Source organism: Arthrobacter sp. SLBN-100 (assembly GCF_006715305.1).
GTDB lineage: Bacteria > Actinomycetota > Actinomycetes > Actinomycetales > Micrococcaceae > Arthrobacter.
The window spans coordinates 137,801-151,651 of sequence record NZ_VFMY01000001.1 but is presented as its reverse complement, the minus strand read 5'-3'; the positions used below and the strand labels follow the sequence as shown (position 1 = coordinate 151,651).

General features: G+C 67.2%; 9 protein-coding genes. 6 read left to right on the top strand and 3 right to left on the bottom strand.

The window, feature by feature from the left end; genetic code table 11:
* Positions 1–8: 8 nt before the first annotated feature.
* Positions 9–947, bottom strand: a complete 939-nt coding sequence (locus tag FBY31_RS00675) for a proteasome assembly chaperone family protein (protein WP_142035661.1) — start codon at positions 945–947, stop codon at positions 9–11.
* Positions 948–1,206: 259 nt separating this feature from the next.
* On the opposite strand from FBY31_RS00675, the gene FBY31_RS00670 reads away from it, so the two are divergent.
* The 5 genes from FBY31_RS00670 (at position 1,207) to FBY31_RS00650 (ending at position 7,445) form a co-directional block, all read left to right on the top strand.
* The gene (locus tag FBY31_RS00670; RefSeq protein WP_142035658.1) at positions 1,207–2,733 is read left to right on the top strand and encodes a leucyl aminopeptidase; all 1,527 of its coding nucleotides are present in this window, start codon (positions 1,207–1,209) and stop codon (positions 2,731–2,733) included.
* Positions 2,734–3,007: 274 nt separating this feature from the next.
* On the top strand, positions 3,008–4,390 hold the full coding sequence (gene lpdA, locus FBY31_RS00665; protein WP_142035655.1) for a dihydrolipoyl dehydrogenase: 1,383 nt from the start codon (positions 3,008–3,010) through the stop codon (positions 4,388–4,390).
* A gap of 116 nt (positions 4,391–4,506) precedes the next feature.
* Positions 4,507–6,291: a 2-oxoglutarate dehydrogenase, E2 component, dihydrolipoamide succinyltransferase gene (sucB, locus tag FBY31_RS00660; protein ID WP_142035652.1), complete on the top strand. Its 1,785-nt coding sequence runs from the start codon at positions 4,507–4,509 to the stop codon at positions 6,289–6,291.
* Between the two features lie 182 nt (positions 6,292–6,473).
* On the top strand, positions 6,474–6,824 hold the full coding sequence (locus FBY31_RS00655; protein WP_142035650.1) for a hypothetical protein: 351 nt from the start codon (positions 6,474–6,476) through the stop codon (positions 6,822–6,824).
* Positions 6,825–7,016: 192 nt separating this feature from the next.
* Entirely contained in the window at positions 7,017–7,445 is a 429-nt protein-coding gene (locus FBY31_RS00650; protein WP_142035647.1) for an OsmC family protein, read from the top strand.
* A 74-nt stretch (positions 7,446–7,519) separates the two neighbouring features.
* Here the strand turns inward: FBY31_RS00650 and FBY31_RS00645 are convergent, their stop codons facing one another.
* Positions 7,520–11,056, bottom strand: a complete 3,537-nt coding sequence (locus FBY31_RS00645) for a S41 family peptidase (protein ID WP_142035644.1) — start codon at positions 11,054–11,056, stop codon at positions 7,520–7,522.
* Between the two features lie 76 nt (positions 11,057–11,132).
* Here FBY31_RS00645 and FBY31_RS00640 point away from each other — a divergent pair, with 76 nt between their 5' ends.
* Complete coding sequence (locus FBY31_RS00640) at positions 11,133–12,026, top strand: TIGR01777 family oxidoreductase (RefSeq protein WP_142035641.1); 894 nt, start codon at positions 11,133–11,135, stop codon at positions 12,024–12,026.
* Between the two features lie 28 nt (positions 12,027–12,054).
* Here FBY31_RS00640 and FBY31_RS00635 read toward each other — a convergent pair whose 3' ends face one another.
* Positions 12,055–13,749, bottom strand: a complete 1,695-nt coding sequence (locus FBY31_RS00635) for a serine/threonine-protein kinase (protein ID WP_142035638.1) — start codon at positions 13,747–13,749, stop codon at positions 12,055–12,057.
* Positions 13,750–13,851 lie beyond the last annotated feature (102 nt).

Sequence of the window (13,851 nt, the reverse complement as noted above, 5' to 3'; positions counted from 1 at the left end):
CCCCGGTTCTATTGGCCGGGGTTTTCGCGGGCGAGATAGGCCTCCACAGCGGCGCCGAGGACATCCGCGTTGGGCAGCTCGTCATTTTCGTCCGCAAGGAGGGAGCGCCGGACGGTGCCTTCGGCCTTTTCGTCGTAACGGGATTCGAGCCGCGACACCACCTGCTGGACTTCCTCGGAGGCCTCGATCTGCTCCGCGATCTGGCGGCTGACCTCACGGCCGGCCTCCCGGAGCCTGTCCGAGGGAAGCATCAGGGAGGTGGCGGCGCCCAGGTATTCCAGGCCTGCGACGGCGGCGGTGGGGTATTCGGCCTCCGCCAGGTAGTGCGGCACATGGATGACGTAGCCGGCCACGTTGCGGCCTGCCTCCACGAGGCGCAGCTCAAGGATGTGACCCACCGCCGCGGGCACTTCAACCGTGGGCTTCCACACCGAGATGCCCTCGATCAGTTCCGGCCGGTTGCCATGGACCGTGACGCCCACCGGACGGGTGTGGGGAACGGGCATGGGGATCGAGTGGATCCACGTGACCAGGTTGACGTCGAGTTTCTCCACAATGCCCACCACTGCCCGGGCAAACCGTTCCCATTGCAGGTCCGGTTCGAAGCCTGCCAGCAGCAGGAAGGGATTGCCCAGGCCGTCCACCAGCCGGTAGAGGGCAAGGCGGGGTTCCTGGTAGTCCTGCAGGTGGTCCTCGACAAACGTCAGGTGCGGCCTGCGGGAGCGGTAATCGATCAGCTGATCGGCGTCGAAGACTGCTACGGGCTGGGCGTCGAGCGAGTCCAGCAGTTCAGCGTTGATCTGCTTCACCACCTGCCCGGCGTCGGCGAATCCGGTGAAGCCCATCACCAGGTTCAGCCCCTTGAGGTCCGGGCTGTGGAACAGCTCGATGTTGCTTGCATAGAGCGCGTCGGGGTCCAGCAGGGAGCCGGAGATCCGTTCAAGCACGGCATGTTCCTTTCATAGGTGCGGGTGGACATCCTCTTCAACGCCGCAGGACAGCCGCGCATTCCTGCGGCTGGTGTGGCGCACATCTCAGGAAATTCACCGGCTCAGGCGGGGACGGGCTACGATCGGAACTGGCCTGCCAGACGGGCGTGCAGACACCCGGGCTGCTCCCGAACGACAGCAATCCGGGCATCCATGGCAGAGCGCCGAACATGCATCCCTGCTACGAACATCTCTCGAGAATTGAGGACTGATCCCTGTGGTCAAGAATACTGAAATCAACCTTAGTACCCTCGCCAGGGACCTGAAGAAGAGCCCCAGTGACGCAGTCGTCATCGGTGTGGGGAAGGGCACTGACGGTCCGGTCCTCCTTGACAACCCGCTGACGGCCAAGAGCGCAGAGGCCCTGGCCAGCTCCCTCAATTCCCTGGGCGTGACCGGCGCAGCCGACCAGATCGTCCGCCTGCCCGGACTTCCGGAAACGGGCGCCGGAATCCTGGTCCTCGCCGGCACCGGCAGCGTCTCGGCCGGAAAGCCGCTGGCCGGAGAAGCGCTCCGCCGGGCGGCAGGTTCCGCTGTCCGCCAGCTTGCCGGCCTCGCAACCGTTGTGCTGGCGCTTCCGACGGCGTCCCTCGCCGATGTGGCGGCAGTCGCCGAAGGTGCCGCCCTCGGCGCCTATGCCTTCACCGAATTCCGGTCCTCCAAGGACGGGTTGAAGGACCCGGTCAAGAACGCCGTCATCTTCACGGACCTGGCCGGCAACGAGGGCGTGGACGCCGCGCTGAAGCGTGCCGGACTGATCGGCAAGGCAGTGAACGCCACGCGGTCGCTGGTCAACCAGCCGCCCAGCCACCTCTACCCGGAAACGTTCGCCGAGGCTGCAAAAGACCTGGCCAAGGGCCTGCCCGTCAAAGTCACCGTCTGGGACGAAAAGCGGCTCGAAAAGGAAGGCTTCAGCGGCATCATGGGCGTCGGCAAGGGCTCCGCCCGCCAGCCCCGCCTCGTCAAGGTCGAATACTCCCCCGCCAAGGCAACCTCGAAGATCGCCCTCGTTGGCAAAGGCATCACGTTCGACACCGGCGGCATCTCCATCAAGCCGGCCCTCGGCATGGGCGACATGAAGAGCGACATGGCCGGTGCCGCCGTCGTCCTTAACACTGTCCTGGCCCTGGCGGGACTTGGCCTGCCGGTCAAGGCGACCGCCTGGCTCTGCATTGCCGAAAACATGCCCTCCGGCGCCGCTTCACGCCCGGCGGACGTCCTCACCATGTTCGGCGGCAAGACGGTGGAGGTCCTGAACACCGACGCCGAGGGCCGCCTGGTGATGGCCGACGGCATCGTGGCCGCGAGCCGCGAATACCCGGACGCCATCATCGACGTCGCCACGCTCACCGGCGCACAGCTGATTGCCCTGGGAAACCGCACCGCCGGGGTGATGGGCTCGGACAGCGTGACTGGTGCCTTGAGAGTGGCGGCGGACCGCGCCGGGGAACTTGTATGGCCCATGCCGCTTCCCGAGGAACTGCGCCCCAGCCTCGACTCGCAGGTAGCGGACCTTGCCAACATCGGCGAACGCCACGGCGGCATGATGACGGCCGCCGTTTTCCTGCGCGAATTCGTGGGTAAAGGCAAGGACGGGGAACAGATCCCCTGGGCCCACATCGACATCGCCGGGCCTTCCTTCAACAACGGAAGCCCCTATGGCTACACCCACAAGCAGGGAACGGGCTGCACGGTCCGGACCCTGGTGGCCTATGTGGAGGACATCCTCGCCGCCGCGTCCTGACACGCTGGTTTGACGCCGGCCGCTGCGGCGGCCCGGCAGCCACGCGCCCTGCGGCACGCAAATGTTCCCTGCGCCGCAGGGCTGCGTGACACTCGACACAAGCGCTCCACAAACGCGGCGCCAAGGTGGAGCATGGATAAGTGGTTCGCTAAGGTGAACCACGATAGTCACAAATGCAAGAGAACACGCCTGCTGGCATAATCACGGCAGTGCAAGTTCCAAGACCAGATGATGCGCGGAGATCGCGTCATCGTTCACGCGAGGGAGCGTTTAAGTGGCCGATCAGGCAACTGCGCAAGAATTCGACATCCTGGTACTCGGTGGAGGCAGCGGCGGGTACGCCGCCGCCCTGCGGGCCGTACAGCTTGGCCTTACCGTCGGCCTCGTGGAGAAGGCAAAGCTGGGCGGCACCTGCCTCCACAATGGCTGCATCCCCACCAAGGCGCTGCTGCACTCCGCAGAGCTCGCCGACCACGCCCGTGACTCCGCCAAGTACGGCGTGAACGTCACCCTCGACAGCATCGACATCACTGCTGTCAACGCGTACAAGGACGGCATCATCGCCGGCAAGTACAAGGGCCTCCAGGGCCTCATCAAGTCCAAGGGCATCACCGTCATCGAAGGTGAGGGCAAGCTCCAGGGCACTGACACCATCGTGGTGAACGGCACCGCCTACAAGGGCAAGAACATTGTCCTGGCCACCGGCTCCTACTCCCGCAGCCTTCCGGGCCTCGAAATCGGCGGCAAGGTCATCACCTCCGACCAGGCCCTGACCATGGACTTCATCCCCAAGAGCGCCATCATCCTGGGCGGCGGCGTCATCGGCGTCGAGTTCGCTTCCGTGTGGAAGTCCTTCGGCGTGGACGTCACCATCGTGGAGGGCCTGCCCTCGCTGGTTCCCAACGAGGACGCCACCATCGTCAAGAACTTCGAGCGGGCCTTCAAGAAGCGCGGCATCAAGTTCTCCACCGGCGTGTTCTTCCAGGGCGTCGAGCAGAACAACGACGGCGTCAAGGTCACCCTCGTGGACGGCAAGACGTTCGAAGCGGACCTGCTCCTGGTCGCCGTCGGCCGTGGCCCGGTCACCGCCAACCTGGGCTACGAGGAAGCAGGCGTCACCATCGACCGCGGCTTCGTCATCACCAACGAGCGCCTCCACACCGGCGTCGGCAACATCTACGCCGTCGGGGACATCGTCCCCGGCGTCCAGCTGGCCCACCGCGGCTACCAGCAGGGAATTTTCGTGGCCGAGGAAATCGCCGGCCTCAAGCCCGTGGTCGTCGAGGACATCAACATCCCCAAGGTCACCTACTCCGAACCCGAAATCGCCACCGTGGGCTACACCGAAAAGGCAGCCAAGGAGAAGTTCGGCGAGGACCAGGTCCAGACCCAGGAATACAACCTTGCCGGCAACGGCAAGAGCTCCATCCTGGGCACCTCCGGACTGGTCAAGCTGGTCCGCCAGAAGGACGGGCCCGTCGTGGGCGTCCACATGATCGGCGCCCGCATGGGCGAGCAGGTGGGCGAAGCCCAGCTGATCGTGAACTGGGAAGCATATCCCGAGGATGTGGCGCAGCTGGTGCACGCCCACCCCACCCAGAACGAGGCCCTGGGCGAGGCCCACCTGGCACTCGCGGGCAAGCCCCTGCACGGCTAGTCTCCCCCAAGCACCAACGGGCCTGGTGCACCCGGCATGGAATGCCGGGTGCATTAGGCTGGCCAACAAGGCTGCAATCATCCGCACTAAAGATCAAAAAGGAGAACGGGGACGACATGTCTGAATCCGTTAACTTGCCCGCCCTCGGTGAGAGCGTCACCGAAGGAACCGTCACCCGCTGGCTCAAGCAGGTAGGTGACCGGGTAGAGGTGGACGAGCCGCTGCTCGAAGTTTCCACCGACAAAGTAGACACTGAAATCCCCTCTCCTGTCGCTGGCGTGATTGAGGAAATCCTGGTTGCCGAGGACGAGACCGCCGAGGTGGGCGCTCCCCTGGTCCGCATCGGCGACGGCTCCGGCGGCGGCGCGCCTGCCGCTGCACCGGCCGAGGAAGCTCCGGCCCAGTCGGCACCGGCACAGGAAGCTCCAGCTGCCGCACCTGCCGAAGAAGCACCGGCACAGGAAGCTCCGGCCCAGTCTGCACCTGCACAGGCAGCACCCGCGGCAGAGGCACCGGCAGCCGGCGGCGGCGAAGGCCACGAGGTCACCCTCCCGGCCCTGGGCGAGAGCGTGACCGAAGGCACCGTGACCCGTTGGCTGAAGGCCGTTGGCGATTCCGTTGAGGTTGACGAGCCCCTCCTGGAAGTTTCCACCGACAAGGTGGACACCGAAATCCCGTCCCCCGTTGCCGGCACCCTGCAGGAGATCCGCGTCAACGAAGACGAAACCGCAGAGGTCGGTTCCGTCCTGGCCGTCATCGGTTCCGGGGCCGCAGCTGCCCCCGCCGAAGCACCCTCCACCGAGGCGCCGGCCCAGGAAGCACCGGCACAGGAAGCTCCCAAGGCTGAAGCCCCGAAGGCCGAAGCCCCTGCACCTGCCCCGCAGGCAGCACCCGCTGCTGCACCGGCAGCAGCACCCGCCCCTGCGGCAGCACCGGCAGCCGCCGAGTCCGCACCCGCAGCCGGCGGTTCCGACTCCGGCTACGTCACTCCCCTGGTCCGCAAGCTGGCCAACCAGCACGGCGTGGACATCGCGTCGCTCTCGGGCACCGGCGTGGGCGGACGCATCCGCAAGCAGGACGTCATGGCCGCCGCCGAAGCCAAGGCCGCTCCGGCCGCAGCCCCGGCAGCAGCGCCTGCCGCGTCTGCCCCGGCAGCGTCCAACGCCGTTGTTTCCTCGCTGCGCGGCACCACGCAGAAGGCACCGCGCATCCGCCAGGTCATCGCCCGCCGCATGCGCGAGTCCCTCGAGGTCTCCACTCAGCTGACCCAGGTCCATGAAGTGGACATGACCAAGGTGGCCAAGCTCCGCGCCCGCGCCAAGAACTCGTTCCAGGCACAGAACGGCGTCAAGCTGACGTTCCTGCCGTTCATCGCCAAGGCCGTTGCCGAGGCACTCAAGCAGCACCCCAAGCTCAACGCTGCTTACGACGAGGACAAGCAGGAAATCACCTATCACAACGCCGAGCACCTGGCCGTCGCCGTCGACACGGACAAGGGCCTGCTGGTTCCGGTCATCTCCGACGCCGGCAACCTGAACCTTGCCGGACTGGCCGGCAAGATCGCCGACGTTGCCAGCCGCACCCGTGACGGCAAGATCGGTCCGGACGAGCTGTCCGGCGGTACCTTCAGCATCACCAACATCGGTTCCGTCGGGGCCCTGTTCGATACCCCGATCATCAACCAGCCGCAGGTGGGCATCCTGGGCACCGGCGCCATCGTCAAGCGCGCCGTGGTTGTTGCCGACGAGAACGGTGACGACTCGATCGCCATCCGCTCCATGATGTACCTGTCGCTGACGTACGACCACCGCCTGGTGGACGGCGCGGACGCCGGCCGGTTCCTCCAGACCCTGAAGGCACGCCTCGAAGAGGGCGCCTTCGAGGCGGACCTGGGGCTGTAGCAGGTAGATACCGCACGACGGCGGTGCAGGCAGCGGTGGGAAACCAGCGCCAGTCCTGCACCGCCGCCGGCGTTTAACAGCACGAAGTCCAGCAAGCCGGCGTCGACAAGCCGCACACGAACCAAACCAAGCGCCCCGGGGGAACTACTACAAGCTGTAGAACCTCTGGCTACACTGGTCCCATGAACATCGTCTATAACATTGTGGTTTTCCTGCACATCGTCGGCGCCGCCATGATCGTCGGCATCTGGATCGGCCAGATGAAAAATCCCACCGTCCACCCCCGCCAGTTCGACGGCGCCATGCTCCAGCTCCTCACCGGCATCGCCCTGATGGGCCTGATCCCGGCCTTGGACATCGACGCCAACTACGTAAAGCTGGGCATCAAGTTCGCCATCGCCCTTGCTGTCGGCGTGCTGGCGTTTATCGCCCGCCGGAAGTACAAGAACAACGAGCCGGTCAGCAAGGGCCTGGCACACAGCGTGGGCGGCCTGGCGCTGCTGAACGTGGCTATCGCCACCATCTGGCAGTAAGCGGCTTCATCTGCACCGTACGACGGCGGCGCCTCCCTTCCAGCGGGGGGTCGCCGTCGGCGTTTTACCGCCGTGGTCACAATCCTCTGACAGCGGACAACCCGTGCACCCGGAGTGCCGAATCCCTAGGATGGGTAGCGGCGGGGTCCTGGCAGCAGCCTGCCCCGGTAAGGATCAATTTGAGGAGCCGAAATGGCAGCAACACGTACAGCACACACTGTTTGGAACGGCGACCTGATGCAGGGTTCGGGCAAGACCACCCTCGACAGCTCCGGCCTGGGCACATTCGACGTCACCTGGAAGGCCCGCACCGAAGCGGCCGAAGGCAAGACCAGCCCGGAAGAGCTGATTGCCGCGGCCCACGCCAGCTGTTTCTCCATGGCATTCAGCAACGAGCTGGCGAAGGCCGGCCACGCCCCGGAGGAAGTCCGTACCAAGGCTGACGTCACGTTCGTACCGGGCACCGGGATCACCGGCAGCCACCTGACGATGTCAGCGAAGGTCCCCGGCATCTCTGAGGATGAATTCCAGAAGATCGCAGCGGACGCCAAGGTCGGCTGCCCGGTCTCGGGCGCCCTCGCCAGCATTGACATCACGCTGGATGCCACGCTGGAGTCCTGATCCGCGCGGAACAGCAAGCAACAAAAGGCCCTGCCTCACCGGGATGTTCCGGTAAGGCAGGGCCTTTTGCCTAGCTAGGCTTCCGTCCGCCGGCGGGCCGGCAACGGCGCCGGCCGGAGCAGGCGGTACCCCTCACGGGCCGGTGGGCGGTCCGTGGGAAGCTCCTGCACCATCTCCTTCAGCGCACCAATGCCGTACTCCAGTTGCGGATCCCGTCCGGCGGCGTAGGCGTGCGGCGGATAAGCCACTTCGATGTCCGGGTCCACGCCGTAGTTCTCAACGCTCCAACCGACGCCGCCGCCGAACCAGTTGGCGTAACGCGGCTGGGTGACGCCCGTGCCGTCGGCCAGGGAGAACCGGTTGTCGATGCCCACCACACCGCCCCAGGTGCGCGTTCCGATGACGGGTCCAATGCCGCGCAGCTTGGACACCTGGGTGATGATGTCACCGTCGGAACCGGCAAATTCATCGGCGAGGATGATCACGGGCCCGCGCGGGGCGTGGTGCGGGTAGGTCCGCGGCTTTTCACCCCGGGGCATGCTCCAGCCGGTGACTTTGCGGCCGATCAGCTCGGCCACCAGCTGGGAAGTGTGCCCGCCGCGGTTGCGCCGCACGTCCACAATGAGGCCGTCCAGTGCCGTTTCCGTGTCGAGGTCACGGTGGAGCTGCGCCCACCCGTTGGCCATCATGTCCGGGATGTGCAGGTATCCGAACGTGCCGCCGGACGCCTCACGCACGGTCCGCCGGTTGCCGGCCACCCATTCCTGGTACCGCAGGCGCTCCTCATCCTTCACCGGAACGACGGCGACCCGCCGTTGCCTGCCCGCCCGTTCGCCGTGCGCGGCGCCGTTGAGCAGCGTCAGCTCCACGGCACGGCCCGCCGCCCCCACCAGCTGCATGGCCGGGGTGACGGACAGAGACAGCGGAACGCCGTCGATGGCCAGCAGGATGTCGCCGGTCCGGGCGCCCACGCCGGGCCTTGTCAGCGGAGACGTTGCGAGCGGGTCCGAGGACTCGCCGGCAAGGATCCGGGTGATTTCCCAACCGGCGGGGGTGAGTGAAAGGTCCGCGCCGAGCCTGCCCTGTCCGTGGCTGCCGTTTTCGGTGACGGGCGCCGGCCGGACGTAGGCATGGGAGGTGCCCAGTTCGCCATGCAGCTCCCAGAGGAGGTCCACCAGGTCGTCGTGTGAGCCCAGGCGGTCCACGAGCGGACGGTAGCGCTTGTAAACCGACTCCCAGTCCTGCCCGGCCATGTCTTCAGCCCAGAAGAAGTCACGCTGCAGCCGCCACGCCTCGTCGAAGGCCTGGCCCCAGACGCGGAGCGGCTCCATCATCACCCTGATGCGGCCCAGGTCCACCTTGACCAGATCGCCTGATTCCTCGTCCACCTTTTTGTCACTGGGGACAACGGTGACCTTCTTGTCGGAGATCAGCACCACTTTGCTGCGGTCGCCGGAGAGCCGGAAGCTGTCCAGCGCCTCCACAAGGGTGGTCTGCTTCCGGCGGGCCAGGTCAAAACGCGACAGGCTGGGGCGGGAGTCCTTGTCGTCCTGGCTGGCTTTGCCGTCGCCGGTAACGCCGGCGAGGGCCCAGTCGAGCCACAGCAGGGCGCCGTCGGCCGCCTTCAGGGACGTGTAGTTGCCCTGGGGCACGGGGACGCCGATAACCCGGTGGGCGAGGCCTTCCGGATCCACGCTGACCTCCGGCGCGGCCGCATGATCCTGGCGCTCCGCATCTGCCGCGCTGCCCTCCCCGGCGTCGGGATCCACGGAAGGACCAAAGGGCGACGGTGTGTCTGCCGCCAGTGCCACGAGGTAGGGCTTGATGGGGCTGGGGAATGAGAGGTCGAAAGAATGCCCGTCATAGACGGGATCGAAGCTGCGGTTCGACAGGAAGGCCAGGAACTTCCCGTCCGGGGTGAAGGCCGGAGACGTGTCCCGGAACCGGCCGTCCGTGACGTCCACCGGGCCGGCGCCGGGGTCGGCCGCCTTCGCGAGGCGGAGCCGGCTGCGCGAACCGAAGGAGGTGACCGGCTCGGACCAGACCAGCCACCGGGAGTCCGCCGACCAGGCAAGGTCGGAAACTGTGCCTTCGCCGATGCTGGCCACCAGCGTCAAATCCCCGGTTCGCGTGTTGGCCGCGTACACCTCGCCGAACGAGGTGCCCAATGCGAGCCACTCACCGTCCGGGCTTGCCTCCAGTGAGCTGGTCCGGGTGGCGTGGGGAAAACCAATGCGGAGTATTTCTGCCTGCGCGTTTTCTTCCGCCTGTGCAGTTGCCCCGGCGGCTGCCTCCGCCGGCGAGGGAGCGCCCTCCGGGGCGACGTCCGCCTGCTGGTCGTCCCCGGGAACGTGCATCACGGTGGCCGCCGCCCGAACTGCAGCAGCGGCAGCCGGGACAGGTTGCGGCAAGGGTACCTGGCCCTGGTTGTGGCCAGGCCGCGAAGCAGCAGCTGCAGCAGCGTCCGGACGCCCGGCGGGCGTGGCCGCATCTGCTGCGGCGGGGGCGCCAGCGCCGGGGACAGGCGCAGCGACGTCCTTGATGAACAGCGCTTCAACGCCGTCGTGGTCGGCGACGTAAGCCAGGCGCCCGCCGTCGAGCGGCCTGGGCAGACGGGCCCGGACTCCCGGTGTCGCTTCGATGATGCGGGAGGGTCCGTCTTTGTGCCTGAGCCAGGAGATGGTGCCGTGGGCCTCCACCGCGCTGGCTGAGCCGGCAGCGTCCGGGACTACCTCGCCAAGGTGCTTGGCCGCATTAAGCAGGGCCGGCCGCCTCGACTGCGAAGCAGACCCCAGGGTGATGTCCAGCCGCGCGGCCTCGGACCCCAGCCCGGGAAGCACCCACAGTTCGCCCGCGGACTCGAAAATGATCCGCTTTCCGTCGGTGCTGGCGTGGCGGACGTAGAAATCCTCGTGGTCCGTATGGCGCCGCAGGTCTTTTCCGTTGGGCAGCACCGAATAGAGGTTGCCGTAGCCCTCATGGTCGGACAGGAACGCGATGCGGCCGTCCACCCAGAGAGGATCGGCGAGGTTGCCGTCGAGGTCCGGCAGCAGGCGCTCAAACTCCCCGTTGCCGTCGTTGTCTATCCAGAGCTTTCCTGCGGTGCCGCCGTGGTAGCGCTTCCACCAGGCGGGCTCGCGGGACAGCACGCTGCCGACAACCACGGGCCGCTCATCGCCCACCTCGGGGCCGAAGGCCACCGACTCCACCGGGCCGAACGGCAGTTCTTCCGCCCAGCCGCCGTCAAGGGGGACGCTGTAGGCGTGCGTATGCCGGCCTTCCGCCTGGCGGAAGGCGCTGGTGACCACCACCGAACCGTTGGCCGTGAAGCCTTTGACCTTGGTGGTGCCGTGGCCAAAGTACGTCAGCTGCCGGTAATCGCCGCCGTCCACTGCCGCAGACACCACCTCCGGCGCCGTTCCCTGCACCACCGTCCACACCAGCCTCTGCCCGTCGGGGGTGAAGCGGGGGTTGCGGGCAGGCAGCTGGAGCGAGGAGACACGCCATGCGCGGCCGCCGCCCAGGGGCGCAATCCACACGTCGTCTTCGGCCACGAAAGTGACCAGATCGCCGTGCAGGTGCGGGTAACGGAAGTAGCTCGAAGAGGTCATCGTTCGATCATAGTCAACCCCCGCACGGCCCTGATGGAGGTGCCGGCGCCGTGGCAGCCGTGGTGTGATGGACCCCATGCGCATAGTCATCGCCGGGGCCTCCGGACTGATCGGGACCCACATGTCAGCAACCTTCCGCGCTGCCGGACACCAGGTCGTTTCCCTCGTCAGGCGCAAGCCGTCCTCAGCGGCGGAAGTCCAGTGGAACCCGGCCGCCGGGGAACTGGACCCGAAGGCACTGGCCGGAGCGGACGCCGTCGTTAATCTTTCCGGTGCCGGCATCGGGGACAGGCCGTGGACACGCAGGCGGGTTGAGGAGCTTTTCAGCTCGCGGCTGGATTCCACCCGGACCCTTACCAACGCCATGCGGCAGCTGGATTCCCCGCCGCCGGCCTTTATCAGCCAGTCAGGTTCCGGTTACTACGGTGATGCCGGAAACACAGTTCTTCGGGAAAATGCGCCGCAAGGTACCGGAACGCTCGCGCGGATCTGCGGTGGGTGGGAAGCGGCGGCCGCCGCCGCTCCCCCGGGTGTGCGGGTGGTGGTTCCGCGCACGGGGGTGGTGCTCAGCCGTAAGGGAGGAGCCCTGGGCCGGCTGCTGCCCCTGATCCGGCTCGGTGTGGGCGGACCCCTGGGGAACGGCCGTCAGTTTTGGCCCTGGGTCACCCTGCCGGATGTTTCCGCGGCTTTCCTCTTCCTGCTGGAATCGGATCTGAGCGGACCGGTCAACCTCTGCGCTCCCGAGGACGCCGACGTCAGTGCCCTTGTGGCTGCCTTAGCCCATGCCCTGCACCGGCCCGCCGCCCTGCGGGTCCCGGCCCCGGTGCTGCGGCTTGCCATGCGTAACCTTGCCGACGAGCTGCTGCTCGCCAGCCAGCGGATGGAACCGGCCCGCCTGTCGTCTGCGGGATTTACGTGGCAGCATCCAACATTCGCCGGGGCAGCGCATTGGGTGGCCGGCAAGGAGTAGGGGCACCTGGCCGCAGGCCGCCGGACACTCAAGAGCCGGGAAGGATTTCGCTGACCCGCCACTTGCCGTCAACTGACACGAGCACCACCCGGAGCCGCTGCACCTGGCCGGCGGCGCCGGTTGCAACCACGGCACCCTGGGCGTCCTTCTCCTCATAGGCGGACGGGGCGGACGTCACGCCCACCACGGTGCGGGCTGCCGTTCCGCCTTCCTCTGCCTGCACCTGCGACAGAGTGCTGGAGAAACCGGCAAGGGTGTGGCCGGATGCCTCCAGCCGTTCACGGATGTGCTGGTCTGCTGCCGCCGCACCCGATCCGGCGTGGTTCACCTCGTCCAGCAGTTCCAGCCGGCCCGAGCTGAGAGCCAGTGACCTCAGAGATGACAGGCCCCGGGCCGCAACGCCGGGATCGGACGAACCCGCCTGCTGCCTTGCGGCATCGGCAGGGTCTGCCCCCTGCGGCGCTTCAACAGGATGTGTCTCCGGGCCGGCAGCTGCGGTTGCGGGACTTTGGCCCGTGGGCAGGGAACCGGGTCCTGCTGCTGTAACCACCGCGCCCGTGAGCCACCAGGCGCCTGTGGCGACGGCTGTGGCGACGGCTGTGGCGGTAAAAGCGCGGGGTCGCACCCGTCGGCCGCGCTCCGGCTGGACGTGCCGGCCCTTCCGTTGGCCTCCCGCGCCCGGGTCCGCCGCGGCCCGCTCGGGAGTGGCCCCGTCTACCCCGGACAAGGCGGCGTCCGGGGTCGGGAACGGCAGCGTCTGCGGGGCAGCCAACAAGCCGGACCATTTCGACGTCGTCAAGCGCCTCTGCAGGCCATCCAGCCTTTCGCGAAGCCCGCTGGGCGGTGCGGCCGCGTGCAGGCGCGTCACCAGATCGGGAAGGACTGTGGGGTGGACCGCGGGTGCGAGGTCAAGGGGCCGCGCTGTTGCGCTCCGGTAGACGGCGGTCCCAAGGGCTGCTGCCGTGGGCCGGAGCCGCCGGTCTTCGTTGAGCCCGGACTCCAGGGCACCGGCCAGCTCCTTGGGAACCTCCGGAACCAGGAGGGTCAGCGGCGGACGGTCCGCCGTTCGTTGCGGGAGCGTCCCGGTGAGGCAGAACCAGCCCAGGGCGGCTGCTGAGTAGACGTCGCGTTCGGGTTGAAGGCCGGCGCGGACTGCGTCCACAGGTGCAGGGTCCATAAAACCGGGTGTGCCCCGGCCCGGGCCGGAAGCAGGATCACCGAGCATCCGTGCGATGCCGACGTCGGACAGCATCGGCTTCCCCTGGCCGGTAAACAGGACATTGCCCGGTGAGACGTCCGCATGCGTGAACCCCTTGCTGTGCAGGTATCCCAGTACCTGGGCGATCGGCGTCAATACGGTCACTGTCTCACCGACGCTGAGCCTGCCCCTGGCCGTCACCAGGTCACCGAGCGAACCGGCGGGCGCGTAGTCCATGAGCAAGGCCGTGTTGCCGTGAGCGCCGTGTTCCACGTCCACGGCTCTATGGGACTTGATGAGGTGGGGATGGTCCAGCACGGACAGGATTCGGATCTCCCGGCGAATGTCCTCTTCCGTCATCGCTTCCCCCCGTGCTGCCCGGCGCGCGGCCCCGCGGAAGCACTTCAAGGCAAACTCCCGGCCGGTCCGTTCCTCCTTGACCAGCCAGACCGAGGAGCTGCCGCCCCGGCCAAGCAACCGACCCACGGCGTAACCGGGAACCCCCGGGCGCTGCAATTCTTCCATGACCTATGTCTAGCCGAATCCGGAACGGCGTGCAGAAGTTATCCACAGGCAGAGACCGGTGCCTGGCCCAAGTTTTCCGCAGCTGCGGGGGCTGGGTCACAG

What these genes read in the sequence shown, in the direction of transcription:
- sucB (WP_142035652.1), top strand. Translation starts at nt 4,507, where the DNA reads ATGTCTGAATCCGTTAACTTGCCCGCCCTCGGTGAGAGCGTCACCGAA.
- FBY31_RS00655 (WP_142035650.1), top strand. Translation starts at nt 6,474, where the DNA reads ATGAACATCGTCTATAACATTGTGGTTTTCCTGCACATCGTCGGCGCC.
- FBY31_RS00650 (WP_142035647.1), top strand. Translation starts at nt 7,017, where the DNA reads ATGGCAGCAACACGTACAGCACACACTGTTTGGAACGGCGACCTGATG.
- FBY31_RS00645 (WP_142035644.1), bottom strand. Translation starts at nt 11,056, where the DNA reads ATGACCTCTTCGAGCTACTTCCGTTACCCGCACCTGCACGGCGATCTG.
- FBY31_RS00640 (WP_142035641.1), top strand. Translation starts at nt 11,133, where the DNA reads ATGCGCATAGTCATCGCCGGGGCCTCCGGACTGATCGGGACCCACATG.
- FBY31_RS00635 (WP_142035638.1), bottom strand. Translation starts at nt 13,749, where the DNA reads ATGGAAGAATTGCAGCGCCCGGGGGTTCCCGGTTACGCCGTGGGTCGG.